At 42.7% G+C, this 25,274-nt stretch carries 28 protein-coding genes; 22 read left to right on the plus strand and 6 right to left on the minus strand.

The annotated features are described in order from the left end of the window. Nucleotides 1-22: 22 nt before the first annotated feature. On the minus strand, nucleotides 23-475 hold the full coding sequence (locus C9J01_RS02130; protein WP_107296453.1) for a hypothetical protein: 453 nt from the start codon (nucleotides 473-475) through the stop codon (nucleotides 23-25). Nucleotides 476-682: 207 nt separating this feature from the next. Between C9J01_RS02130 and C9J01_RS02135 the strand changes: the two genes are divergently transcribed. Then, nucleotides 683-1,156, plus strand: a complete 474-nt coding sequence (locus C9J01_RS02135) for an outer membrane lipoprotein (protein WP_107296454.1) — start codon at nucleotides 683-685, stop codon at nucleotides 1,154-1,156. Between the two features lie 135 nt (nucleotides 1,157-1,291). After that, nucleotides 1,292-1,948 carry an alpha/beta hydrolase gene (locus C9J01_RS02140; RefSeq protein WP_107297389.1) on the plus strand — a complete coding sequence of 219 codons (657 nt, stop codon included), beginning with the start codon at nucleotides 1,292-1,294 and terminating at the stop codon, nucleotides 1,946-1,948. Nucleotides 1,949-2,056: 108 nt separating this feature from the next. Here C9J01_RS02140 and C9J01_RS02145 read toward each other — a convergent pair whose 3' ends face one another. The 3 genes from C9J01_RS02145 to C9J01_RS29570 form a co-directional block, all read right to left on the minus strand. Then, complete coding sequence (locus tag C9J01_RS02145; protein ID WP_107296455.1) at nucleotides 2,057-2,683, minus strand: 3'-5' exonuclease; 627 nt, start codon at nucleotides 2,681-2,683, stop codon at nucleotides 2,057-2,059. A 42-nt stretch (nucleotides 2,684-2,725) separates the two neighbouring features. Beyond that, nucleotides 2,726-3,148 carry a DUF3859 domain-containing protein gene (locus C9J01_RS02150; protein WP_107296456.1) on the minus strand — a complete coding sequence of 141 codons (423 nt, stop codon included), beginning with the start codon at nucleotides 3,146-3,148 and terminating at the stop codon, nucleotides 2,726-2,728. A 135-nt stretch (nucleotides 3,149-3,283) separates the two neighbouring features. Further along, entirely contained in the window at nucleotides 3,284-3,460 is a 177-nt protein-coding gene (locus C9J01_RS29570; RefSeq protein WP_158264475.1) for a hypothetical protein, read from the minus strand. A 75-nt stretch (nucleotides 3,461-3,535) separates the two neighbouring features. Here C9J01_RS29570 and C9J01_RS02155 point away from each other — a divergent pair, with 75 nt between their 5' ends. Further along, complete coding sequence (locus C9J01_RS02155) at nucleotides 3,536-3,985, plus strand: AraC family transcriptional regulator (RefSeq protein WP_107296457.1); 450 nt, start codon at nucleotides 3,536-3,538, stop codon at nucleotides 3,983-3,985. Nucleotides 3,986-4,447: 462 nt separating this feature from the next. Continuing rightward, complete coding sequence (locus C9J01_RS02160) at nucleotides 4,448-5,614, plus strand: sodium:proton antiporter (RefSeq protein ID WP_107296458.1); 1,167 nt, start codon at nucleotides 4,448-4,450, stop codon at nucleotides 5,612-5,614. A 134-nt stretch (nucleotides 5,615-5,748) separates the two neighbouring features. On the opposite strand, the gene C9J01_RS02165 is transcribed toward C9J01_RS02160, so the two are convergent. After that, nucleotides 5,749-7,134, minus strand: coding sequence for an MATE family efflux transporter (locus C9J01_RS02165; protein ID WP_107296459.1), 1,386 nt, complete (start codon nucleotides 7,132-7,134; stop codon nucleotides 5,749-5,751). A 101-nt stretch (nucleotides 7,135-7,235) separates the two neighbouring features. Between C9J01_RS02165 and C9J01_RS02170 the strand changes: the two genes are divergently transcribed. Continuing rightward, nucleotides 7,236-8,141, plus strand: a complete 906-nt coding sequence (locus C9J01_RS02170) for an AraC family transcriptional regulator (RefSeq protein WP_107296460.1) — start codon at nucleotides 7,236-7,238, stop codon at nucleotides 8,139-8,141. A gap of 93 nt (nucleotides 8,142-8,234) precedes the next feature. Here C9J01_RS02170 and C9J01_RS02175 read toward each other — a convergent pair whose 3' ends face one another. After that, complete coding sequence (locus C9J01_RS02175) at nucleotides 8,235-8,585, minus strand: hypothetical protein (protein ID WP_107296461.1); 351 nt, start codon at nucleotides 8,583-8,585, stop codon at nucleotides 8,235-8,237. A gap of 438 nt (nucleotides 8,586-9,023) precedes the next feature. Between C9J01_RS02175 and C9J01_RS02180 the strand changes: the two genes are divergently transcribed. From C9J01_RS02180 to C9J01_RS02260, 17 genes are all read left to right on the plus strand, one after another. Continuing rightward, nucleotides 9,024-11,051 (plus strand): alpha-amylase family glycosyl hydrolase, encoded by a 2,028-nt coding sequence (locus C9J01_RS02180; RefSeq protein ID WP_107296462.1) that lies wholly within the window; start codon nucleotides 9,024-9,026, stop codon nucleotides 11,049-11,051. A 91-nt stretch (nucleotides 11,052-11,142) separates the two neighbouring features. Next, nucleotides 11,143-11,457 carry a divalent-cation tolerance protein CutA gene (cutA, locus tag C9J01_RS02185; protein ID WP_107296463.1) on the plus strand — a complete coding sequence of 105 codons (315 nt, stop codon included), beginning with the start codon at nucleotides 11,143-11,145 and terminating at the stop codon, nucleotides 11,455-11,457. A 140-nt stretch (nucleotides 11,458-11,597) separates the two neighbouring features. After that, nucleotides 11,598-12,545: a YbgA family protein gene (locus C9J01_RS02190; protein WP_107296464.1), complete on the plus strand. Its 948-nt coding sequence runs from the start codon at nucleotides 11,598-11,600 to the stop codon at nucleotides 12,543-12,545. Then, nucleotides 12,535-13,359, plus strand: a complete 825-nt coding sequence (locus tag C9J01_RS02195) for a MerR family transcriptional regulator (RefSeq protein WP_107296465.1) — start codon at nucleotides 12,535-12,537, stop codon at nucleotides 13,357-13,359. Before C9J01_RS02190 ends, C9J01_RS02195 begins: the two co-directional genes overlap by 11 nt. 4 nt (nucleotides 13,360-13,363) lie before the next feature. Further along, nucleotides 13,364-14,773, plus strand: a complete 1,410-nt coding sequence (phrB, locus tag C9J01_RS02200; protein WP_201797794.1) for a deoxyribodipyrimidine photo-lyase — start codon at nucleotides 13,364-13,366, stop codon at nucleotides 14,771-14,773. Nucleotides 14,774-14,817: 44 nt separating this feature from the next. Continuing rightward, nucleotides 14,818-15,249 (plus strand): nuclear transport factor 2 family protein, encoded by a 432-nt coding sequence (locus tag C9J01_RS02205; RefSeq protein WP_107296467.1) that lies wholly within the window; start codon nucleotides 14,818-14,820, stop codon nucleotides 15,247-15,249. A gap of 2 nt (nucleotides 15,250-15,251) precedes the next feature. Next, entirely contained in the window at nucleotides 15,252-15,992 is a 741-nt protein-coding gene (locus C9J01_RS02210) for an SDR family NAD(P)-dependent oxidoreductase (RefSeq protein WP_107296468.1), read from the plus strand. Then, nucleotides 15,989-17,326 (plus strand): NAD(P)/FAD-dependent oxidoreductase, encoded by a 1,338-nt coding sequence (locus C9J01_RS02215; protein ID WP_107296469.1) that lies wholly within the window; start codon nucleotides 15,989-15,991, stop codon nucleotides 17,324-17,326. Before C9J01_RS02210 ends, C9J01_RS02215 begins: the two co-directional genes overlap by 4 nt. Beyond that, complete coding sequence (locus C9J01_RS02220; RefSeq protein ID WP_107296470.1) at nucleotides 17,323-18,171, plus strand: DUF1365 domain-containing protein; 849 nt, start codon at nucleotides 17,323-17,325, stop codon at nucleotides 18,169-18,171. Before C9J01_RS02215 ends, C9J01_RS02220 begins: the two co-directional genes overlap by 4 nt. 7 nt (nucleotides 18,172-18,178) lie before the next feature. Next, the gene (locus tag C9J01_RS02225; protein ID WP_107296471.1) at nucleotides 18,179-19,417 is read left to right on the plus strand and encodes an SAM-dependent methyltransferase; all 1,239 of its coding nucleotides are present in this window, start codon (nucleotides 18,179-18,181) and stop codon (nucleotides 19,415-19,417) included. Between the two features lie 74 nt (nucleotides 19,418-19,491). Then, nucleotides 19,492-19,983 carry a DUF2878 family protein gene (locus C9J01_RS02230; RefSeq protein WP_158264476.1) on the plus strand — a complete coding sequence of 164 codons (492 nt, stop codon included), beginning with the start codon at nucleotides 19,492-19,494 and terminating at the stop codon, nucleotides 19,981-19,983. A gap of 36 nt (nucleotides 19,984-20,019) precedes the next feature. Further along, nucleotides 20,020-20,541, plus strand: a complete 522-nt coding sequence (locus C9J01_RS02235) for a chalcone isomerase family protein (protein ID WP_237156842.1) — start codon at nucleotides 20,020-20,022, stop codon at nucleotides 20,539-20,541. Nucleotides 20,542-20,591: 50 nt separating this feature from the next. Continuing rightward, nucleotides 20,592-21,092 (plus strand): DUF3833 domain-containing protein, encoded by a 501-nt coding sequence (locus C9J01_RS02240; RefSeq protein WP_107297391.1) that lies wholly within the window; start codon nucleotides 20,592-20,594, stop codon nucleotides 21,090-21,092. Between the two features lie 190 nt (nucleotides 21,093-21,282). Further along, the gene (locus C9J01_RS02245) at nucleotides 21,283-23,091 is read left to right on the plus strand and encodes a hypothetical protein (RefSeq protein ID WP_107296473.1); all 1,809 of its coding nucleotides are present in this window, start codon (nucleotides 21,283-21,285) and stop codon (nucleotides 23,089-23,091) included. Continuing rightward, nucleotides 23,088-24,062: a glycosyltransferase family 2 protein gene (locus tag C9J01_RS02250; RefSeq protein ID WP_419686090.1), complete on the plus strand. Its 975-nt coding sequence runs from the start codon at nucleotides 23,088-23,090 to the stop codon at nucleotides 24,060-24,062. The genes C9J01_RS02245 and C9J01_RS02250 overlap by 4 nt, the downstream gene beginning before the upstream one ends. Before the next feature lie 52 nt (nucleotides 24,063-24,114). Next, nucleotides 24,115-24,504 (plus strand): GtrA family protein, encoded by a 390-nt coding sequence (locus tag C9J01_RS02255; RefSeq protein ID WP_107296474.1) that lies wholly within the window; start codon nucleotides 24,115-24,117, stop codon nucleotides 24,502-24,504. Between the two features lie 423 nt (nucleotides 24,505-24,927). After that, nucleotides 24,928-25,233, plus strand: a complete 306-nt coding sequence (locus C9J01_RS02260; protein WP_107296475.1) for a PI-PLC domain-containing protein — start codon at nucleotides 24,928-24,930, stop codon at nucleotides 25,231-25,233. The last annotated feature ends 41 nt before the right edge of the window (nucleotides 25,234-25,274 follow it).

Consider the following 25,274-nt stretch of genomic DNA (forward strand, 5'->3'; position numbering starts at 1 on the left):
TATAACGGGTAGATTCAATACATTAGTGGTGTTGAACAATACTACGGAACTGGAGGTTGGCTTCTTTCCACCCTCCTAGCCGGTGTTTAGTTTTCACTAGTTTGTAGGCACTAATAGGAATGGCAATAATTGCCATAGCGACTAACACCCAGTGCGTAACTAAAAGCCGTCTTGCAGAGGAATGTGACCAAGATTCAAGTGGCAGCGAACGCTGTGGTAATTCGAGGTGCCTTTGCGAAGTGGGTGGAGAGCTGATCGTAATCCAACCAATTGGCTCATGCTTGTGCAGTGTCGAAAAATACCATTCCTCTTCATCACCTAACCTCTGTTCCGAAGATTCTACGACCAGTGCCAAATGGAAACGGCTGTGTTCAAAGCCAGGCTGGAAAAGAAAGCTGATATAGGTTGAAAGTGATACGAGCGATAACCCAAAAAACAGCGTGATGAACTTGGGAAGTGAAAGGGACGTTTTCATTGCTTGTATCTAAGCCACAGGGTTGAGGGCTTTATTGTCGAGGAGTGTAAACAAGTTATAGTGTTAGTAAAAAAATGCAATTTATTTTTGAGCTAGTAGCACTCCCTTACATTCGGTTGCGGGATCTTTATACACATCTCCTTGCTAGAGCCTTGAAAAGCTACCGCTATAATTAAATCAGGATCCACTGTGAGAGAAGGTGTCGGCATGAAGAAGTTGTTTTATCCGGTAGTGTTGCTGTTTGGTTTGATAGGGATGGGACTGGCAGGGTGTTCGAGTAATCCTTATGGTGATTCTTATGGGGTCGCAGATACCCGTACTATTCAGCAGGTGCGTTATGGTGTTGTGATGAAGACAGAACCCGTCACCATTGAAGGCGAAGGCCAAGCGGTTGGTGCGATAGCAGGTGCCGCTGTGGGTGGTATTCTCGGTTCTAAAATAGGTGGCGGCTCTGGTTCAGATATCGCCGCTATCGGTGGTGGTGTACTCGGTGGCTACGCCGGTAGTAAAGCTGCAGAAGGAGTGACTCGTCGTAATGGTGTCAACTTGACTATCAAGATGGATGACACAGGTGAAACCATCGCGATTGTTCAAGAAGCCAATCCAAATATGATGTTTACAGTGGGTCAACGGGTCAGGGTCAATGTCGATGGCCGAACAGCTCGGGTAGTGCCTGAGTAATGTCCATAACTGGCTGCTCTAACCTATGGGATTTAAGCCTTGATCCCGACAGTTAGAGTGGCTTTGTTTTACATGAATACATTATATTGGAGTCATAGTCTCAGTTGATTACAGGATTTAATCTCAATGACCCGCATGTTATCTTCCGTGGTTGTCGAACCTCAAGTTACTCCCACAGCATCGGTTATCTGGCTTCACGGGCTTGGCGCTAATGGTCACGACTTCGAAGCAATCTTACCGGAGTTGAAGCTGCCAGAAGACGCGGCCATCCGCTTTATTTTCCCACATTCACCATCTATCTCGGTCACCATTAATGGAGGTATGGTAATGCCAGCATGGTATGACATCTTTGAGATGGGGGCTGGTAGAAAGCTCAATACCGAGCAGTTACTCGATTCAGCCAAATCGGTTTCCATGCTGGTGGATCATGAAATAGCCAGTGGGATACCAAGTGAAAAGGTTTTGTTGGCCGGCTTTTCCCAGGGTGGGGCTGTGGCCTATCAGGTTGCGCTGACTTACCCAAAGCCATTGGCAGGGTTGCTTGCATTATCGACTTATTTCCCGACGGCACCAGAAATAGAAGTCAGCAATGCTAACAAGCAGTTGGATATAGAACTGATGCATGGAAGTTATGATCCAGTCGTATTGCCATCGATGGGTAAAGAGGCGCTAAGCGCCCTTGAGGGGTTAGGCTTTACACCTAACTGGCGTGAATATCCAATGGAGCACCAGGTGTGCTATCCACAAATCAACGATATATCTCAATTGCTGCAAGCTAAATTGCTGAACTAACAAACTAGATGTTCCATGCTCAACTTATGGGGCTGGGCATGGAACATCTGGTCTGTTTCATCTGTTCGGGTACTTTTTCATCTATTCGGGTAATAGTCTGAAAGGGGACTAAGCGGCTAGCTTTTTGAATAACGCAGGTACTGATGCTTTGCTAGTTTTGCTTAGCTTGCGCATAACATCGAACGAGACTGATTGTAAGTTAGTCTTGTTCTTCACTTCTTTGACTAACTCCAGCCATAATCTTGCGGTCATTTCTGCATCGGCCAAAGCACGGTGAAACGTACCATCATTAGGGATATTCAGCTCGTTAACCAGAGTGCCGAGTTTGTGATTTGATACCTCTTGGTATAGTCGGCGTGATAACAGCATAGAACAGACAAAATCACCGCTGTATTGGCGATTTAGCATACCTAGTTCGGCATCTAGAAAGCGTTGGTCAAAAGAAGCGTTATGGGCGATAAGGTTATAACCTTGGATAAAATCAGCAAACTCATCCATCACCGCATGGCAACTAGGGGCAGATTCTAGCATTTTGTTGGTGATACCTGTGTATCCCTCGATAAAGCTACTGACTCGAAAGCCTGGGTTCATCAATTGCTGGAATTGATCGATAACGATGCCATTCTGAATTTTGACAGCACCAATTTCTATTGCACGGTCGCCCATGTTTGGTGAAAGACCGGTCGTCTCAAAGTCGAGAACGATAACCGTGTCAGCAGGATGTTGTGTATACATTAGTAACCTAGCAAATTATTGTTTATGTCGTTTTTCTATAAATTAGTAGCCGCGCTTTTTCCAAAAGTCAGCTTCGTCTCTGGCGTATAGATTGAACGTCTTTTCCGCCACGATCTTACCACCGAGTTCTATCGTCATTCGCCATTTGCCAATTTTATTGGAAATAGGCTCCCAAATCGTGTCACCAAGATAGAAATCCCAATCGTTGGTCCTAACATGTAGTTCTCCGTCGAACGGCTCTAACTCGTCACCATCTTCGTCGGTGATACCGGGATGGTAAATACAATAGCGGATCTTCTCGCCACGGGCTTTCTTAATATTGACAGTAAAGCCGAACTCGATGTCTATTTCTGCTGGCACATCGGTGGTAAACGTTTTGATTTTCGGGAGGTGTTTGGACTCGGCATCCCAGGTGGTATGGATACCATAGGTCTCAATGCTGACGACAGGTTTAGATTTGGCCATGACTTACAGAGCAGCGCTACAAAAGAAACAAAGAGGCATTATAAAGGTATGTTGGCAAGGTTTCATGTTCATTTGTTAGCAAATGAAAAAGAGGCTAGTTGGATAGCCTCTTTGTTGGTCGAATAAATCCATTATTCAATCTCCGCTATCACCATCTCCGTCATGGGCGCCGTCATAGGGATTGTCTTCCCCTGGGCTTCCTTTGGCATAACGGTCTAGTCTGTCATCTTCTTCGTCAGGGGAGTGCTGGTCAACGATATTGTCCTGCTCTGGTTGGGCAGGGTTAAAGATGTTCTTGAGCCACTCAAACATAGGCTAACCTTATAAACGGTATACGTTGTTTTTGAATAGACACTACTAATACTAGTTCGTCGTGTAGGTAATGACATGAAAAGCGAAAAGATTGCTCAAACTTACCTGGCATTCATTAGGGTTACAGGCCCGTATGGCGAGAACTATGAACCTGCCGTCGACCAGGTTTATCGCTGGGCCGGTGAAAACGGTTTGCAGGGCGGGCAGTGCTTATTTATTTATCATGACGACCCTGACAAGACAGAAACGGCAAAATGTCGGACAGATATCTGTTTAACCGTGCCTGCAGGAACTTTGCCGTCAGGAGAGGTGGGAATACAAATTTTGCCAGAAGGCAAATACTGCACCCAAAGGGAAATAGTGAGGCATAAAACGGATTATGCTGAACATTGGAAAGCATTAAAAACAAGGGTAAAACAGGCTGGGCTTGAACTAGAACAACGGCCATGTTTCGAGTTGTATCATAGTTATGATATTGAAACACATGTTGCAGATGTCGGTTTTTATCTGGCGATTAAAGGTTAATGGTTGCTTAACCATTTTTGGCGATTAATGTGCCGCAGGGCGCAAAACACTGATTTAAAAGAGTAAAAGTATTTGTAATTTGTTTTTAAATGTAACCTTATGCTTGGTTGTGTAGCAAAAGGTTTTCTTTTATCGGTTAGACAGAAAAGACTTGAAGAAAAACCCGAGTTAAGGGTATTATTCATACGTACTAAATATGTGCCTCATAAAAAACGCTGTAATTATTTTCCCTCACCTCTGAACTCAATATCTCTCTCAAATACATTTCATTTTGTAAGTGTTGGAAATATTTTCTAACTCTTTCGCTAGTTATTTAATATATCTTTTGTTTTCATTACACAATCATACTTTTGCAAACCTTAAATAAAACACTGCAATAAGTTTAATCAATATATTCATACTCAAGAAAAAAACAAAAATAGACGTTTGTAGAATGAAGGTTACTCTTAATAAGGTGTCAATGTGAAAAAGGTCGTACTCTATTCAACTTTACTTTTGGTTGGTTTGTTCTTATCACAATTACTCCCCCAGTATTTCGAAGGCTACAGTTCCATGCAGCCAGTACTCATGGTTGTGACGATGTCGGCGCTCGCCTATATCATGATCAATGTAGGGCGCGAATTCGATATAGATAAAAACAACTTAAAACAATATGGCTGGGATTATGTCGTAGCTATGACGACAGCAACTTTCCCCTGGATTGCTGTTGTTCTGTATTTTATTTTTGTGTTGATGCCGAGTGAACTCTGGTTCAATGCCGATGCCTGGAAAGAGACGCTGGTAATAGGCCGCTTTGCGGCTCCGACTTCAGCGGGTGTACTCTTTGCAATGTTGGCTGCTGCAGGTTTAGGCGCGACATGGATGTTCAAAAAGGCTAGGGTGCTGGCTATTTTTGACGACCTAGATACTGTGTTGTTAATGATCCCACTGACAGTGCTCGTGGTTGGTTGGCGTCCGGCGTTGGGCTTGACCTTGCTGTTAATGCTAGCGCTGTTGGTTATCGGTTACAAATTCTTGCACAAATGGAATATTCCATCTTCAGCGAGCTCTATCGTTGGGTACTCTGTTTTGATTGCTGGCTTGTGTGAGCTTTTCTACATCTCAACAGATATCCATTTTGAGGTCTTGCTGCCAGCTTTTGTACTGGGCTGTATGATGAAATCCCAGCATGAGTCAGCGGAAGACGCAAAAGTATCTACTGCCGTAGCCAGTATTTTTATGGTGCTGGTAGGCTTGAGCCTCCCACAGATTTTTGGTGCGGTGACTGTTGCGGACAATTCAAGTGTCACCAACGCAATGCCGGCGATGGAGATGAGTGAGATTGTCTTCCACGTCATTATGATTTCCATCGTGTCGAATGTTGGCAAGATGTTCCCGTTATTTTGTTACCGCAACGAGGCGACAGTCAAAGAGCGTTTGGCGCTTTCTATTGGCATGTGGCCGCGAGGTGAGGTTGGTGCTGGCGTATTGATGATCAGTATCGGATATGGATTTGGTGGACCTATTGTGACGATTAGCATGCTGTCGTTAGCCCTGAACTTAGTGCTGACTGGCTTTTTCATCATGATGGTACGTAGTTTAATTTTGAGCCCAGTAAAAGGAGGCGCACATGAAAAAACGCGAGCTTAAATTGCTAGCAGCCGTAATATCAATTTTCCTGTTTTCACTCGTAGTGGGTAGAGCAGCAGCATAATAAAAACGGCTTAGTTTTCATTTGGGCTGGCTACGTTGAATAAACGTAGCCAGCTTTTTATTGGGGGATATTAGGCATTCGCCGGTTGTGGTTGCACGGTTAGGTTATTTAGCCAGCGACGTTTTAGGTATCGGTTGAAACACAGCGACAGCTTGACAATTTCTTCCGCCAGCAGCGCCAGATAAACCCAACCGAAAGACCATTCGCCAATAAAAGCACCATAAGCGGTAAATGGAATTCCTATCATCCACATTGCGATGAAATCCATACGGAGGCAGAACAAGTTTTCACCGCCGGTACGTAAAATACCATTGATGATGATCATATTGAGCATTCTTAAAGTGATGCCGATGCTAATCACAAACATCGCAGGCTGCGCCAACGGGAGTAAGTCATCCTGATTAAGGTTTAACCACGATAGGACGAACATATGGTTAAGGTAAAGGAACAATCCCATTCCTAGCCCTACAAACAGTACGAACTTCAGGAAGAAAACCGTCATTGCCTGGGCTTTCTCAAATTCATCTCTGCCTAAAGATTGTCCTATCAGCACCGAGCAAGCCACGGAAATACCCATAAACACAGAGTAAAGCAGTGACTCAAAAGGGCCAATCATGCTGAAAACTGCCAGTTCGGTGGTGCCCATATGCCCGAAAATGATCTGGTAGGTCAGTGTTCCCAATGCCCAAAGCAGCGCGTTCAGAGATTGAGGGATAGCCAGTTTGCGGTACGTCATCCACAATGTTTGGTGGTTGCGAATGGACTGGCTAACAATCAACCAATGCTTGCGGTAGGCCAATACCGCACACATCATTAAAACCTGTGCAAATCGAGCAATGGTGGTTGCTAGCGCTGCACCGGCAACTCCCATTGCTGGAATACCCAATCCGCCTTTGATCAATAGGAAGTTCAAGGCGATGTTCAATGCGATGGTGATGGCACCAAAAATCAACGGTAGCAGGGCATCGTCACTTGCACGTAAACTTGATTCAAGCGTAATGATGATGTGGGTAAGGATCAATACCGGAAAGCTGTACCATAGGTACTGGCTGCCCTGCATGATCACTTCCAGATCATTGGTCTGGAGCCGCATGATTTGCGGTGCAAATACAGTGATGACAAAGGTAACCGGAACCATAATAGTGGCTCCCAGTTTCATTGCCTGAATAGTTACCGTTTTGGCATGAATACTGTCTTTTTTTCCCCAATACTGGGAAACTAGTATGCCGTTGGCAGACGCTAGGCCTGCCATGATCATAATGGCAACAAAGTGCCATTTTGAAGCGATACCGACAGCTGCGGTAGCTGACTGGCCAAAATCGCTCACCATCAATACATCGGCCAAGGCGAGGATCGCCACAAGGGCACTTTGAATGGCAACGGGGAAAGCCAGTTTTGCAATTCGAGCAAAGAGGTCTGGCGGTAATGCTGTTTGATTTTTTTTGATTGTTGTCATCGTCAGTCTCCGGATCATACCAATAAAAGGTAGGTCGGTTTGTAGAGATAGAACTGCTTGGTAATGGACGGCAACTATAACGAACACAAAAATGGAGTGACATGTTAGAAAGTACAGAAAACCTGTGTGAATCTGTCACTGTGGGCTTTGCTATGGAGCAGCCAAAAACAGACTGGAATGAAGAGGTTTACCTTGCCCAAGCTTGTAAAGAGCGGTTTCTGACTCAATCGGATCTTCCCGAGCTGACAGATAACGGCTTCTTTATGGCGGGTTTAGCTGAATTGGCCGAGGGATATGAGATAGAGCGGGTGTCAACCACCAACCATACGCTGTTGCTAACGCAGGAGGGGGCAGGGTTACTGACCCTTGCAGAGCGCCAGTACCATTTGATGCCAAATACCCTGACTATTTTGCCGGCAGGGCAGCCGTTCCGCTTTGAATTGGCAGATAAGAAGAAAGGCTGGAAAATGGCATGGGTGCTGTTGAAGCCTACTGATAAGTGGCTACCTCTGGTGGCCAATGGCCAGCGTGTCGAACATACCCAAATCTGCGAGCAAGTTTGGTCGGTAATGAACCTGTTACATAGTGAGGTGGGGGGGCGAGCAAGTTACAGGAAGTTGTTCGCCAGTGAGTTATCTCGTTTGATGTTAGGTAGTGCTAACCTGGCCCCTTCCAATTCAGTCTTGCGGGTTCAAAGTGTGTTCAATGATATTGAGTCACAGCTTCATCTTAACTGGACCGTGAAAGGAATAGCGAAGCAATGTTTCCTAAGTACAGAGCAACTGAACCGGATCACTAAGCAACTCTACAACTGTTCGACTCAGCAGCGTCTCATTCAACTAAGGATGGAGAAGGCGGTGGATTTACTCTATTACCAGGAGTGGACTATTGGTATGGTTGCCCAGCGTTTGGGTTACCAAGATCCGTTTAACTTTACCCATCGCTTTCGTCAATATCATGGTTGTTCACCAAGGGAATACCGTAAACGTTTATTTGGCAACGAATGAGTATGTTCTGTAGGACATTAGATGTCGCTGAGGTAAGAGGCCTTATCGGGGCATTTCTAGTAAGGACCGATAAGGCTATTTAGCGCAAAAAACTTATTTTCGTTTTGGCTGCTGGTAAGTGCGGCCTGCAGCTTGATAGACATCTTTTGCCTTCACGTCGAACATATCGAAGAAGAACCAAGCTACGAACTTGATCACATCATCACCGACATTCATGATCCACTCGGCGTACTCTTCTTGTTCGCCCTGATCATTTTCTTCAAATGATACATGGTAAATGCGCTGCTCACCTTCAATCTCAGCCATCTTGAACTGGCCTGTCAGTGAAGCTGCGGCTTCTGCGATTTCTGTATCCTCATTCGCTTTTAGCGCGTCAAGAACCTGAGGTACAGAGTCCAATTCACAAAGTGCTTTAACTAGAGTTTCGAATTGGTCATGTTGCATGGTTTGGTACCTATCAATAAGCAATGTTGTTGTGGTGTATTTTAACAGTGTAATTCAATGGAAAAACAGAATTATGGTTAGGCACTTCATAGGTGGTTGTATTTTGAGCGACATTGGCTTCATCCGCAGGCAATTTCAAATTTTGAGCACTCATTCACGAACATTTAAAGTCATACATTCACAGACATGAAAATGTCGAGTCTTTAACAGTATGCGAGTTGATTAGTTGCTAGTGAGTAACAAAAAAATGCTTCCCCTCTCATTTTGTAGCGGCGCTTCTATAAACATCATCCTCTGAATACGAAGGATTTAAATAAAAATGTCTGCCCCATTGTCTACGCCCCCTCTCTACGCCTACCTGATAAAGCAAGGGGGAGGGTATAGGGATTCCAATTATCTGAATAATAGGAATCATAACTAAAAACTTGGAGACTCGATGTGAAAAGGAACCTACGATCTTTGCTTGCTGTTGCGATTGCAGCATCACTGGCTGGCTGTAACAGTGCAGACAATGTTGCTGAAGTTGCAGGCACTAACTCAAATGCCTACATGTGCGATACCTCAATGATGACGCAATCAGACGATTTGCGTATCTATCAGATCATGGTTGAAAGTTTCGTTAATGGTGATAACAGCATAGGCCATGGTACTGGCTATGGTACCAGTCATCACAAAGGTGATTTGCAAGGCATCATTGATTCTTTGGATTACATCGAGTCACTGGGTATGAATGCGATTTGGTTGACGCCGATTTTCGACTCAGTGCCTATTGAAGGGCAGGACCACTGGGCGGATAGGCTTGATGCAACTGGCTATTTCACCAGTAATTACTTTGCTATCGATCCGCGTTTTGGCACGATGGAACAAGCCAAAGAGTTGGTTGAAAAAGCCCATGAAAAAGGGTTTTACGTCTTCTTCGATGGTGTTTTCGGCCACCACAAAGACAATGTCGTGCCATCACCTGAAGGACGCCTGCCTGTCGGCGAAAATAATCCGGTCAGCTATCCGGAAAGCCTAGAGTTTTATCAGGAAGTAGCAACATACTGGATCAAAGAGTTAAAGATTGATGGTTGGCGACTCGATCAGGCCTATCAGGTTCCTACTGATGCATGGGCGGCAATACGAGCAAGCGTGGACGAAGCTTCCAAGTCAGTGACATATACCAACTCTGAAGGTGAAACCGTCAATCCGTTAGGCTATATGGTTGCCGAGATCTGGAACAATGAGAATTACATCAATGAAACAGGATATGGCAAAGAGGGCGACCCGGCCCTTTGCTCCGCATTTGATTTCCCAGTTCGTTACCGCGTTGTAGAAACCTTTGCGGTAAACGAAAACAGTATTGGTGGCAAAGGTGGTAAATGGCTTGATGAAGGGATGAACCTTCATAGCCTATACCCAACACACGCAAAACCGAATTTGATGCTGGGCAACCACGATCTAGTCCGCTTTGGTGACTTACTGCAACGCGGTGATATTGCCTCACCTGAACAGCCTGAGTATTGGGCAAGGCACAAAGCAGCACTGTCTTTCCAGGCAGCCTATTCAGGGCCGATCACCTTGTATTATGGTGAAGAAATTGGTGATGAGCTTGAAGGTTATGCGAAGAAAGTTGAGCTAGATTGTGCTGTACAAGGTCTATGTGATGATCATGTCGCCCGTACCAGCGCAAATATTGAGGGAGTAACAGCCTCCCTAAATACTAACCAGCGTGATTTGAAGCACTACGTATCTCAATTGATGTCGTTGCGAGCATCTCATCCTGCCTTGAGCCGTGGCGAGCGTACCAACATAATTGCCAATGATATTGTTTATGTAGACCATAAGCAGAGTGATGAAGAAGCACTGCTGTATATGGTCAGCACGACAACAAAGGCGGAAATTATTTCTATTCGCGCCGAGGACATTGCCTCTGAAGGTCAATTGGTTGATCTACTGTCAGGAAAAACCTACGAGGCCGTTGGTGGTGAGTATCAAATTAATTTGTCGCCGTTTGAAGCCAAGTTCTTGCAAATTGCCAAGCCGTCAGCAAACGGATTGACCAAAGTTGTAGCAGCCACCTCAACCTCGCTAATGGGAGAAGGCTTTATGGCTCAATGCGATAACCCTGTAGTCGATGGTACTGGCCCTGTCGGGAAGACATTGTATGTGGTGGGTGATTTTGTCGACGCAGGCTGGAAGCACAAGCCAGGACGTGCTTACAGTTATGTAGGGGATAATACCTACCAAGCGATTGTCGATGAGAAGGCCGGTGCATTTAGAATGCAATATGCCAGTAAAGATTGGTCGCCGCAATTTACCGCTGACGGCCTTGAGCTAACACCGGGTAAAGTTGCGACGCTCAAACGCGGCGGTTATGGTAAAGATACTGCTGTCACCTTACCTGAGGCAGGCAAGTACGTGTGGAGCCTTAAATTCTCTGACAGCGGCGAGCCTGAACAACTGATGGTCTCTAAGTGTCCGTAATATTAGAAAGAAATTGAAACAGGGGGGAGCAGTTTGCTCCCCCTTTTTGATATGGTTTTTGAACTTAACGTTGATAATTGGGATAGATACGATGAGTGATAAATGCGTGGTAATGACAACTTTTTCCGATGATGCTGTTGGAAAGGCAATTATCCACTCTTTAATCGAAAAGCGCTTGGCTGCTTGTGTTCAGGTGCAAGCTATTGAAAGCTACTATCACTGGGAAGGCGCGGTTAACCATGATCATGAAAAGTTGGTCATGATAAAAACCACCACCGATCTCTATGAACAAGTAGAGGCAGATATACTTGCCAATCACGATTACGATACACCGGAAATCATTCAGCTTCCGATCACTGCTGGATACAGCGACTACCTGCAATGGATAGCGAGCGAGTGCAAATAATCACTTCCAATCAAGAGCCATTATGTGAAAGGGTAATTATGTGATCAATTGCATTTGTACAAAAAAAATATTTGTATAAATGATCCAATCTACTACTCTTCCTTGTACAAGAGATTAATTTGTACAAGGTAGGGATAGTCATGCAAATACCAGTCGGAATCAGTGCCTGCGTTTTAGGCGAGAAAGTGAGATTCGATGGCGGCCACAAACAAAACCGTTTCATCGTTGACGAGCTAACCAAATATTTTACCTTCAAGCCAGTTTGCCCTGAAATGGGTATCGGCATGCCGGTTCCTCGTCCTGTAATCCGCTTATTGCAACTACCTTCTAACGAAATTCGATTAGTCGAGAGCAAGCACCAAGATATTGATCACACGGATAAAATGGTGGAGTTCGCTCACAAGAAAGTCTCTCAATTCGACAATCTTTGCGGGTATGTGGTCTGTGCCAAGTCGCCAACGTGTGGCATGGAACGTGTCAAACTCCATATCCCAAACAACAACACAGTACCCGGTGGTTCGGTAGGTATCTACACTCGGGAACTGATGGCCAAAATGCCTTGGTTACCAGTAGAAGAAGACGGTAGACTCAATGATCCCGTGCTGCGTGAAAACTTTGTTTTCCGTATTTTTGCCCTGAATGATTTTTACCGTTCGGTGCGAGACCAACTTTCTGCTAATGCAATCGTTAAATTCCACTCGCGATATAAACTGGTATTGATGGCGCACAACCCAACAGCTTATAAAGCGTTAGGTGGCATGGTAGCCCACATCAGTGAGTGGGATATTAACGAATTCTATTTAGAGTATCGTCTCAAGTTTATGGAAGCGATAAAAGAGCGTGCTTCTAGAAAAAATAAAACAAACGTCTTGATGCATCTACAGGGTTATTTTAAGCGTTCGTTAACCAAAGAACAAAAGCTAGAATTGTCGGAACTGATTATGAGCTACAAAGAGGGTAATCAACCTATCCTTGTGCCATTAGCATTAATCAAGCATTACCTGCGTGAATATCCTGATCCGTATTTGCAGCTACAAACTTTCCTTGACCCATATCCGGAAGATTTGAAATTACGCTATGGACTCTGATACCAAATATTATGCAATTAAAGAAGTCTCTGAAATTACCGGGGTGAATTCAGTGACATTAAGGGCTTGGCAAAGGCGTTACGGGTTGTTGAATCCGATGAGGACCGATAAGGGGCATCGCCTATACACCGAGCAAGACATTAACAAGATTAAAGAAATTGTCGAATGGCTTGATAAGGGTGTTGCCATTGGCAAAGTAAAACCCATGCTGGGTAAACTCTCCCCACTGGTTGATGAAGATAATCAAAACGAGAGCCAGAAAGCGATTGGCAATGTTCTGTCCTCATTGGCAAAGTTAGATTCTTTTGCTTTGGATAAACAGCTTATCCAGCTAATGAAAGAGTATCCGGCCAAGGTTCTGGAAAGCAAAATTATCGCTGCGGTGATTAATGAAATTTCGCAACCAGACAATCCTTTGCTGGATATGCAGATGGTCGTATGGAGAAGTGTTTTTCAGGAAAGGTGCCTGTCGTTGATAGCTGCTTCTCGAAAGCGCAATAAGAAGCCGTGCCTTCTGGTTAGCTTTGATGAGGAACCAAATTCACGCTTCTGGCTCAAAGCCGTTGAGTTATCTGAGCTAGGTTACAGTGTCATGATGTTGCCTCGGTTAAAAGGAAAGCTTGCATCTTTAGCACCTTTACTTAATTCATGGGTGGATAAGAAGTTGTTTATTGATGGTGATAATAAATTGCCTCTGGATATACCTGGCCAGCTAGAGCATTTAATGGCTAGTACTGGTTGTGAATTGGTGACAATCGGCAGTATCAACACTATTCATCCTGAATTATTGGAGTGGCAGCATGAGTCAGCATAAACAAATTGGTCTAGTTTGGTTTCGCTCAGACTTGCGTGTTGTTGACAACACAGCCTTGTACGAAGCAGCGAAGCATTGTGACCAGCTCATTGCGCTGTATGTCTCTACCCCGATGCAATGGCATGAACACCATATTGCTCCGATTCAGGTTGATTTGATCAGGCGTCGGCTACCCATTTTGAAACAACAGTTGGCGGATATCGGCATTCCTCTGGTTTTCAAAGAGATTGCTGATTATGACCAAACCGCCAAGTTGTTGGTGGAGTTCGCGCAAGAGCAAGGCGTATCCCATGTTTTCTGCAACAAACAATATGAATGGAATGAATTGCAGCGCGATGACATCACAGGTCATCAACTGGCAGAAGCAAAAATTAAATTTAGTCTGTTCGACGATTGCTGCGTCATTCCCCCCGGTAAAGTGCTGACGCAAAAAGGTGAGGCTTTCAAAGTATTTACTCCATTTAGAAAAGAGTGGCTTAAACACTTTCATTCTTTGTCTCCGGCTCCGTTGCCGATTCCAAAGCCGGTGAAAATGCCATCAGCGTTTAATGACGACGGTGAAATTGCTTTGACCTATCCGGCCGTTGACAGCATGGCTTGGCCAGTCGATGAGGAGACGATTCGTCAAAGGTTGGTGACATTCTGCTACGAAAAAGTGGAGGATTACCATCAACAACGTGACATACCAGCAATAGATGGCACCAGTTGCCTATCTCCTTACCTGGCTTTAGGCATGTTGTCGCCCCGTCAGTGTATAGCAGTATTGGTAGCCGTCAGCCCGATGTGCCTAGATGAACCAGAAAGTGGTGCTTTCAGTTGGTTAAACGAGATTATCTGGCGGGAGTTTTATCGCCATTTGCTTGTTGCGTACCCAAGTCTATGCCGTGACCAACCATTCCAGCAATGGACTAAGAAAGTTCATTGGCAATCATCGAGTGAGCAATTGGCCGCATGGCAGCAAGGAATGACCGGATTTCCAATCGTGGATGCCGCTATGCGTCAACTCAAACAAACAGGGTGGATGCACAACCGGTTAAGAATGATCACGGCGAGTTTTCTTACCAAAGATCTCCTCATTCATTGGCAGGCCGGTGAGCAATGGTTCATGTCACAACTGGTTGACGGTGATTTTGCGTCTAACAATGGCGGCTGGCAGTGGGCGGCTTCGACAGGGACTGATGCACAGCCCTATTTTCGGGTATTTAATCCGACAACACAGGGTGAACGCTTTGATCCAAAAGGGGAATTTATCCGTACTTGGTTGTATGAATTAAAAGACGTTCCGGATAAATTTATCCATCAGCCACATTTGTGGCCCGGCAGCGATAGTCTCAATTATCCCAAGCCGATAGTCGATCATAAGCAGGCAAGATTGCTGGCAATCAGTACATTCAAGACAGCCAAGGAAGGGTAATCGCGCCTTTGTCATAAAGTAGCCGTGAATATGCGGGAGATCATATGGATGAGCACAATGTAGCGTTGGCAGACAAGTTCGTCGATGTATATCAAAATCTCGATAAACAAGACTTGTCTGAATTAAAAAATATCTATCATGACGATATTGTATTTGAGGATCCTGCCCACCGAATGGAAGGCTGGGAAGAACTCTCTGATTATTTTTCTCGTCTGTTTGATGCAGTCGATTACTGCAGCTTTAATGTTATCGAACAAGTCTGCCATGAAGATATTGCTTATGTGCAATGGGTAATGACATTCCAGCATCCAAAATTGCAATCAGGTAAAAGTCGATTAGTTCACGGTTGCTCAAGATTAGTATTTGCTCAAGGGAAAGTAATACACCACAGAGATTATTTCGACATGGGCCAAATGCTTTATGAAGGGATCCCGCTGCTTGGTCCTATTGTGCGCAAAATTAAAGCGAGGCTTTAATCATGGCGAAGTCAAAGAAAGTCCTTATCACAGGTGCGAGTTCGGGAATAGGTAAGCAACTTGCCATAGATTACGCGAAAAATGGCTGGTCGGTACTTGGTTGTGGACAGAACAAAGAGCGTTTACTGGCACTCTCGGAAGAAAACGGCAATATCACAACGGTCAATTTCGATGTTACCGACAACCAGGATGTACAACAAATGCTGTCGGCGCTAGATGAAATCCCTGATTTGATTATATTGAATGCAGGCACCTGCGAATATATCGAGCACGGTCACGTTGATGTTGCTTTATTCCGCCGTGTTTATGAGGTGAATATTTTTGGCTTGCTTAATTGTATTGAAGCATTGCAGTCATCATTTAATGAAAATACACACCTGGTTATTATCGGGTCAACGGCATCTTATCTTCCGTTGCCTAGGGCAGAGGCATATGGTTCTTCAAAAGCTGCCATCGCATATATTGCCAATACTTTGGCTATTGATTTGGAAAACAAAGGGGTGACGGTCAGTTTAGTTAGCCCAGGCTTTGTAAAAACGCCACTGACGGACAAAAATGACTTTGCGATGCCGATGTTGATGTCGCCAGAGTTTGCCTCGGAAAAAATACGAAATGGGATAGAGGCGAAGAAAAAGGAAATACATTTCCCGCTGAAATTTAGTTTGTTCTTGAAGTTTATTGCCTTGCTACCTCTACGGCTGCAATTGGCTACCGTGAAACGTATGACAGGAAAAACCGCATGAAAATAGCAATTATAGGCAGTGGGATCTCTGGTCTAACTTGCGCGCATTATCTTAATAAACACCATGACATTACGCTCTATGAAGAGAATGATTACATCGGTGGCCATACCGCGACGGTAGATGTTGAAGTAGAGAGCGGGAAATATGCCATTGATTCTGGTTTTATTGTATTCAACGACCGAACTTATCCCAATTTCGAAAGGCTCTTGGCGGAACTCGGCATTGTCGGCCAACCCACCGAGATGAGCTTCAGTGTCCACAATGTAATCAATGGCCTTGAATATAATGGTCACGGCCTTGCCTCCATGTTCGCGCAAAAACGAAATCTACTGAATCCTTTTTTCTATCGTTTTATCTACGATATTTTGCGTTTCAACCGATTGGCACGTGATGTCGATCTCGCCTCTGAGGTCGGAAAGAACCAAACGTTGGGAGAATTTCTCGCCACACACCGCTTCAATGCCTATTTTTGCGAGAATTATATTTTGCCAATGGGAGCGGCGATATGGTCATCGACGTTATCAGACATGAGACAGTTTCCGCTTGAGTTCTTCATTCGTTTCTTCCGCAATCACGGGTTGCTTGAGGTGACAAACAGGCCGCAATGGTATGTTATACCCGGCGGCTCACGTGAGTATGTGAAACGGCTAGTGGTACCTTTTGAAGACCGAATTCGCCTGTCATCCCCAGTCACGAGTGTAAAGCGTACCCATGGAAAAATAGCAGTAACGGCTAACGGTGTAAGCGAAATTTACGACCACGTTATTTTTGCCAGCCACAGTGATCAGGCATTGAATATGTTGTCAGATGCTACCAAGGCTGAAGAAAAAATACTGGGCGCTTTGGGGTATCAAAAGAATGATGTAGTGCTGCATACCGATAAGTATTTGTTGCCCCAACGCAAAGCGGCATGGGCGGCATGGAATTATTTTCTGGGTGAGAATGATGACGGTCAGTGGGAAGACAAGCAAACAACCTTGACTTATAACATGAATATTTTGCAAGGTATTGATGCACCAGAAACTTTTTGTGTCACGCTTAACCAGACTGATCACATCGCACCCGAGCGAATACTGCGTAAGTTTGTCTACGCCCACCCGGTTTTCACCACAGAGAGTTTTGAAGCCCAACAATGCCGAGAACAGGTAAATGGTATCGACAATACATGGTATTGCGGGGCGTATTGGTACAACGGGTTTCATGAAGACGGGGTACGCAGTGCTTTGGACGTTGTGCAGGGTATAAATAAACTGACTCAAACAGGGCAAGAAATGCCCCAACAGGACTCTCCTGAATTGGCTGCTATTGAAGCAGGGAGTAGGGGGGCTTCATGAACAGCGGCTTGTATTCAGGTGTAGTTAGGCATCGTAGGTACACACCAGTTTCGCACCAGTTCCAATACCCGATGTTCATGCCGCTCATCAACCTCGATGAGTTAGGCCAGCTAGAAAAGCGCGTATTCGGGTTCGGTAACCGTTGGTATCATTTTGCTAGGTTTAAGATTTCGGATTACTTACGTGGTTGCAAACAACTTGGCGATGTCACAGATGCAAGCATTCAAGAGCAAGGTAAGGCGCTAAAGATAGCGGTTTTGGACAAGCTCGAGCAGTTAACTCACGAGACGGTTAAAGGTGAGGTGTTTTTACTTTGCCAGTTGCGTTACGCGGGGATGTATTTTAGCCCATTGAATATGTACTACGTATTTGATGAGCAGGGCAAGTGGCAGTGGGTTCTCGCAGAAGTGAGTAATACGCCATGGAATGAAAAACATTACTACGCGTTACCTGCTGTTGAATATTGGGATAAAAAGCAATGGCATGAGAAGAAATCGTTTCATGTTTCGCCGTTTAATCCAATGGAGCAGCATTACTATTGGAAATTAAAACAGCCAGCTTCCAATGTTTTTCTACATTTGGATATCCATGAACAGCAATCTGATATCAAAGTGCTGGATGCCACAATGGCCTTGAAGCGTCATCCAATGACAAGCTTTAGTCTCTGGCAGCACATTGCCAAAACGCCAATCCAAACAGTTAAAGTTGTGTTTGGTATTTATTGGCAGGCGTTGAGGCTTTGGCTTAAAAAAGTGCCATTTTACTCACACCCAAATAGTGCCCATTCACCAGCGACGGTAAATGAGAATAAGCATTTTCCTCCACCATCGAATAATAAGGAGTAGAGGTATCATGTTAAATAGCGAAGTAAGCCAAGGGGCAGCGGCCCTTTCAGGAACAGATCGCGTTGCGAGGAAAATCATTTTTCGGTTTTTAGAGCAACTAAGTGGTTGCGGTTTGATGGTCTCAGAAAATCAAGGTGAAACCTACTTCTTTGGTGATCGCGATGGGGAGCTGCAAGCGCAATTGATCGTTAAACATCAAGGGTTTTATAAACGCATTCTGGATGGAGGCAGTATTGCTGCGGGTGAAGCCTATATGGATGGCTGGTGGGATTCTCCGGATCTCACACAGGTTGTTCGTGTTTTAGCCCGTAACCTGCCAACCCTCGATAGAATGGAGTCAAAAGTCGGCTGGATCACGACTCTCAAGAACAAATGGCTGCATTACACCCGTCGTAACAGCAAGCTTTCATCTAAGAAAAATATCCTTGCCCATTATGATCTTGGTAATGACTTTTACCGTACCTTTTTAGACGAGAATATGCTTTATTCGGCGGCGATATACGACAGTGATGAGACCAGCCTTTCACAGGCCCAATTCAATAAAATGGATCGGCTGTGTAAGCAACTGGACTTAAAACCACATGACCATTTGTTGGAAATTGGTACAGGGTGGGGAGCTCTAGCGGTACACGCAGCCAAGCATTATGGGTGTCGGGTTACAACGACTACTATTTCTGATGCTCAGCATCAATGGGCAAAAAAGCGCATTGAAGAAGAAGGACTCAGCGATAAAGTCACCCTTCTACTCGATGACTACCGAGACTTGAAAGGGCAATACGACAAAATCGTTTCTGTTGAAATGATTGAGGCGGTCGGGAAAGAGTACCTGACGACTTACATCAAAAAATGTCAGTCATTGCTTAAACGAGACGGGTTATTGGCCATACAGGCCATCACGATCGCTGACCAGAGGTACGAAAGCTATAGCAAAGGTGTCGATTTTATTCAGAAGTACATATTCCCAGGCGGATTCTTACCCTCTGTGACAGTACTTTCTCAGCACCTTACCCAGCATACAGACTTTGTTATACGCGACCTTAAAGATATGGGGATGGATTACGCAAAGACGCTGGCTGATTGGCATGATGGCTTTAACGGCAACATCGAGCAATATCTGCAGAGCGGATTTGACGAGCGATTCATAAGGATGTGGCGTTATTACCTTTGTTACTGCGAAGGTGGTTTTTTGGAACGAAGTATAAGTACTGTCCAGTTAGTCGCCAGCCGAAGCGGGTGGCGTACCTAAACCACTTATTCTTCCTAACTCGGACAGAAATTTGTTGTTTAAGGCATCGAACTGGAATAGACGGGAAGATGAAAATGTCTGGAAAAAAACTTCTGTTAGCAGGCTTACTATTCAATACGTATTGGCTTATCGCGGTATTAGGGCAACAGGCTTACGTGTGGGTACTTGTGCTACTTGTTGTTGCATGCTGGTTGAAGTTTCCAGGCGGTATTAAATCTGCTGTAGTCATTGCTGCTGTTGGTGTATTTATGGATTACTTCCTGAGCGTATACAACATCTTCTCTTTTGGCAGCAGCACTCTTCCATCTTGGCTAATTATGTTGTGGTTGGGTTTTGGCACCTTTGTATGGTTCATGAGAACCACTATTACCCGGTACCCCGCAATTATTATTGGGCTGTTGGGGGGCCTTGGCGGGTCGATGAGTTACTTCGCTGGGTATCGATTACAGGCTGTTAATTGGCCTCAGGGCGTAGAAACAACGTTTCTCATTCTATTTGTTCTTTGGCTTCTCTTCTCACTGACTCTCGCTGTGATGATGAAACGCGGCATACCCAATTATTTATAGATCCAATTTCCTGTGCCGGTGACCCGAGGGGGAGATATGAAATACCTTCAATTAATCTTTAACCGTTTTAGTTTCTTCGCAATTTTCATGATTTGTTTATCTGCTGGTGCGAGCGCATCAACACCTTGGCAAACTTGGCCGTCTGTTGGTGATGCCCGGTTAACGTGGGGCCCATGGGTAATATATGACTCGGAATTACGTTCTCCAGATGGTAAGTATCAGGCGGAGGGCGACAACCTTGCGCTAGTGATACGCTATCACAGAAATATCGACAGTGAAGATTTGATAGAAGCTACAAATGATCAATGGCGCCATCTTGGCATTAGCTCCAGCAAGCGGACCCAATGGACAAATCGTCTTGAAGAAATCTGGCCTGATGTGAGAAAAGGTGACCGACTGATTTTCGTTTTGGATGATAATCAAGGCGCTTTTTTTCAGGACAACCGCCAAATTGGGGTGCTTCAAGACTTCGAGATGTCTCAATCCTTCCTACAGATTTGGTTGTCGCCAAATACTGCATACCCAGAAATTCGCAGTCAATTGATAGGTAAACGCTAATGCCACTTGATAAGAAAACAGGTAACCGCTTTTGGCTGATTGGATGGTTGATGATGTCCTTGTTGGGTCTGTTCGGGTGTAGTGCAACAATCAATGATTATCAGAATACTAAACCGGTTTTTAATTTGTTTAGCTATTTTGAAGGCAACATAAAGGCATGGGGGATGTTGCAAGACAGAAGTGGAAAGCAAACTAGACGGTTTACTGTTGATATTATAGGAACGGTAAATGAGGACGTCTTAACGCTTGAAGAAGACTTTCGATTCGATGACGGAGAAAAACAGCGCAGAGTATGGGTTATCAGCCAAAACGAAGACGGTACTTACACTGGCCAAGCTGATGATGTTGTGGGAGAAGCAACAGGTATCGCATTAGGTAACACACTTCATTGGCAATACGTACTACGCATACCCGTAGATGAAACAGCATACGACATAAAATTCAATGACTGGATGCATCTACAAGATGAAAAGCGACTTTTTAACACCGCAAAGATGACTAAGTGGGGTTTTACAGTAGGAACGGTAACTTTGTTTTTTGAAAAGCAATGATTGTTCAAAACTCATATTCAGAGTAATCAACTAGGCATGGTATCACGGAACTCTATTTGTGGCCGTAAAAACTAAAAAATTCCACTTTCAGGATATATAAAATCTTTTGAAGTCGAGTAACGTAGCCAATTACACATCTATCATTTGTGTACCATACTGAATATAGGGATGGAATAATAAGAAATGAATAATGGATGTGCGAGAAGAATCACGGATAGATTTTAGGTATATCAAACAGCTAGCATTGTTAGCTCTGATTCTAGCAAGCTTTGTTTTTTTAGCCTTAACCATACATAGTTGGGAAGAGCTAAGAAATCTGCAGTTTGGCGATAATGATGATTACATGAGGTATTATCAGTTCACTTCTTGGATACAAGAGGGAAACTGGTACTTGCAACCGATTGACAACTTTAATCCTGAGCATGGTCAAATAATCCACTGGTCAAGATTACCTGACATCCCACTTGCAGCGGTGACATTGGTGTTAAAGTCGTTGGTGGGACAGCAAACTGCTGAAATATTGGCAATGATAGTTGTTCCATTTATATATTTAGTCTCCCTTTGTACAGCCGTAAGCTTCTTTACATATCGATTATCTGGTCCTGACGCTGCAAAACTTGCACTTTGTATGGTTGTGTTATCACCACTCATAACTAAGTTTAACCCAGGCTCCATTGATCATCATAATATCCAATTGGCTCTATTGGCGTGGATTATTGCATTTCTTCCACTTAATAAGTATCAGGCTAAAAGTAAGCTCCTTTGTTGGTTACACGGATTATTAATTGGTTTATCTCTTTGGGTAGGAATGGAAAACTTGCCAATAATAGCAATATTATTGTTTTTAATGACAATATGTGGATATGCTACTTCAAAGCATTATTTATTATATTGTAATAAGGTTTGTATTAGCTCTTGTATTTTTACACTGTTGTTTATTATACTTAATCGACCAATATCTGAAATATTTGTTGCGAGATTCGATGCTATATCATATATGTGTATAGTATTGCTATTTTCTGGTTTTACTTTTTGTAGCCTGTCAATTTTATGTTTTAAAAGTGAAAGAGTAAGAAGGATAAATACTGCTGTAATATATACATTAATAGCAATTATTTCAGTGATTCCATTGTTAACAATTATTCCATTACTGTACTCCGGGTTGTTTTTTAACTATCCAGATAAATTACAAACGTTTTGGCTTGACCACGTTATTGAGGCAAGATCAATATTGAATATAGTAAGAGAAGGTGGTTTGTTTGATAAGCATAATTTCCTAATCTTTATAATCCCTTCAATAATTTCTATTATATCGATCTACAAGAGAAAAGACATATTTTTTCTTTATGTTGTATTTATGGTATTGTTAAATTTACCTTTATTTTGGCAAGTAAGGACTATTTTTTCTGTCTTGTTGTTTGCTATTCCACTTCAAGCGGTTCTGTGTGATGTTTTGATGATGGGTAATAAAAATCAAACTCAGAGACTACTAATTATGTTAGTTTGCATGCCGATCACACCTATATTAATAACGAAAACAATTCCAAATTATATCAATAGTTTTACTTACGAAAATATTGCTGAAGACAATGAACATAAAAATGATGTAAGCAACCCTTCTCAAATAGATATCCTGAAAGGTAATGATATTGATAATAGTATAATATTAGCGCCCACAGAATATGGAGCGCCAATATTAGCATTAACCAATAATAAAATTATTGCAGCACCTTATCATAGAAATATTGATGGCAATACTCTGATGGTGGAGATATTTTCTTCTACAAACTCTGATTATGTAAGGAAGGCAGTTAGAAAATATGAATTTGAGTACATTATGATAGGAAGCGACGCTGGTACAAATATCCTCTTATCGAAGTCAGAAAATGGTTCATTTATCCATCGATTGAATGAAAAACATATTCCACAATGGCTCTCATTAATCGAAGAGTCTTCAAGTGGAGTAAAACTCTACAAGGTAAATAGGGACGTATTATGATAGAACGGATGAACATTGCTGTCTTACTTCCATGCTATAACGAAGAGGGCGCTGTTGGCAAAACAATTAAGGCATTCCATAAAGTCTTACCATACTCAATTGTTTATGTTTATGACAACAATTCGACGGACAATACTATTAATGAGGCTAAAAAAGCGGGAGCTAAAGTTTATACAGAGAGTCGCCAAGGTAAAGGTGAAGTGGTTAAGAGGATGTTTGCAGACATTGAAGCCGATATCTATGTTCTTGCGGACGGAGATGATACTTATGATGCAAATGCTGTAATTAAATTGATTGAATGTTTGGTCAATGAAAACTTAGATATGGTCATTGGTACTCGTTCTGTTGCAAAAGATGCATACCCAAGAGGGCATATCATAGGGAATAAGGTTTTTACAAGCCTGATAAGTATGTTTTTCAACTCTAAACTCAACGATGTATTTTCTGGCTATCGAGTAATGAGCAAGCGGTTTGTTAAAACAGTCCCAGTTCTTAGTGATGGATTTGAAATTGAGACTGAATTAACAGTACACGCTTTGCATCATAGAATGCCAATCAAAGAAGTTGCCACAATGTACAAAAGTAGACCTGAGGGAACAAAAAGCAAGCTAAAAACTTTTAGTGATGGTTTTAAAATTATGAATTTCATTTTCTTTTTATTGAGGGATGTAAAGCCACTTCTGTTTTTTTCTGTTTTATCAATGTGTTTTGTATCAATATCTTTATTTAGTGGTATTCCTGTCGTGATTGAGTTTTTTCAAACCGGTTTGGTCGAGAGGTTACCCACTGCTGTATTAGCTAGTGGATTGGGTATCATATCAGTTCTGTGTTTTTTTACAGGTTTAATTCTAGATAATGTGAGTAGAGGAAGGCTTGAATCAAAAATGATTAACTATTTGTCGTATGAAAAGATTAAAGGTGGTAAATTAGAAGACTTTGAAATTCTTTATCAAGAAAATGTTCTAAAATAATTAGATGAATAATGATCATTATGTGAGGTAATGATTTCTGAGGTTAGTATTAATGAATGTTATTCTGGATAGATTAGATAATAGTTTATTTAGATTTCTTTTAGTTGGAGGAAGTTCAACTGGAATCAATCTGTTTCTAGTTAATTTTTGCATCTATAATAACTTGATGCCATTAATACAAGCATCAATATTTGGTTATATAGTAGGTGTTATTTTTTCATTTTTTGTTCAAAAAACATTCACATTTAGATGTGGTGGATATAAAAGCCACTATTTCTTTAGGTTTTTTGTTTTATCCATTTTTGGTGTTTTTTTTAACGCATTTATAATCTTTATTTTGGTTGAGCATGTCCAAGTAAATAAACATTTATCAACATTTTTATCGGCACTAATTATTGCAGCGATAAACTATTTTATGCTAGGTAAATGGGTGTTTAAATGAAAGGGTGTAAGTTTGTGGCTGAGCGTAAGTTTATTTTTAATTTTGTTTTTAGAATAATAATATGGGGCTCTTTTTCATTATTTCTATACGATATCATTAGTGTATATACCACCTGTAGATATTAAAGTTTCAAAATTAACACCAGGGAGAGTAACTCAAGCAGAAGGTGGTGTTAATAATGATATTTATACTAATTCATATCAAGCTCTTGATAATAATATAAAAAAAAGGATTTACTTATTTTGAGATTGATTTCGTATTTACATTTGATAATGAGATAGTTTGCTTACATGATTGGAATGATTCATTTTATTCAAATTTCGGATACATTCCTTCTGACAGATTATCTTTAGAGCAGTTTGTTAAATCCGTTGAACTTTCAGAAAGTATAAGAACTGTACGTTACATGGTCTATCAATCTGGATGATGAATAATCCCTCTGCAATACTAATAACTGATGTAAAAGGAAGTAATCTAGATGCCTTGAAGAAAATTCATAGTATTATTCCAGACTCTAACAAAAGAGTAATACCACAAATTTACAATCCAAACGAGTTTTCAGAGGTAAAAGAAATTGGCTTTGAATCCATTATTTTGACGTTGTACAAGTTTAATGGCAGTAATAGAAATGTTCTTTACTGGCTTAGTCGCTTTGATGGGAAGGTTGGTGTAACTATGCCAAAGCATAGAGCAATAAACGGATTAAGCTCAAAAGTTAAATCATTATGACATTACTAGTTTTGTTCATACAGCTAATAATAGGGAAGAAC

Origin of the sequence: Photobacterium rosenbergii (assembly GCF_003026455.1) — a bacterium.
GTDB lineage: Bacteria > Pseudomonadota > Gammaproteobacteria > Enterobacterales > Vibrionaceae > Photobacterium > Photobacterium rosenbergii.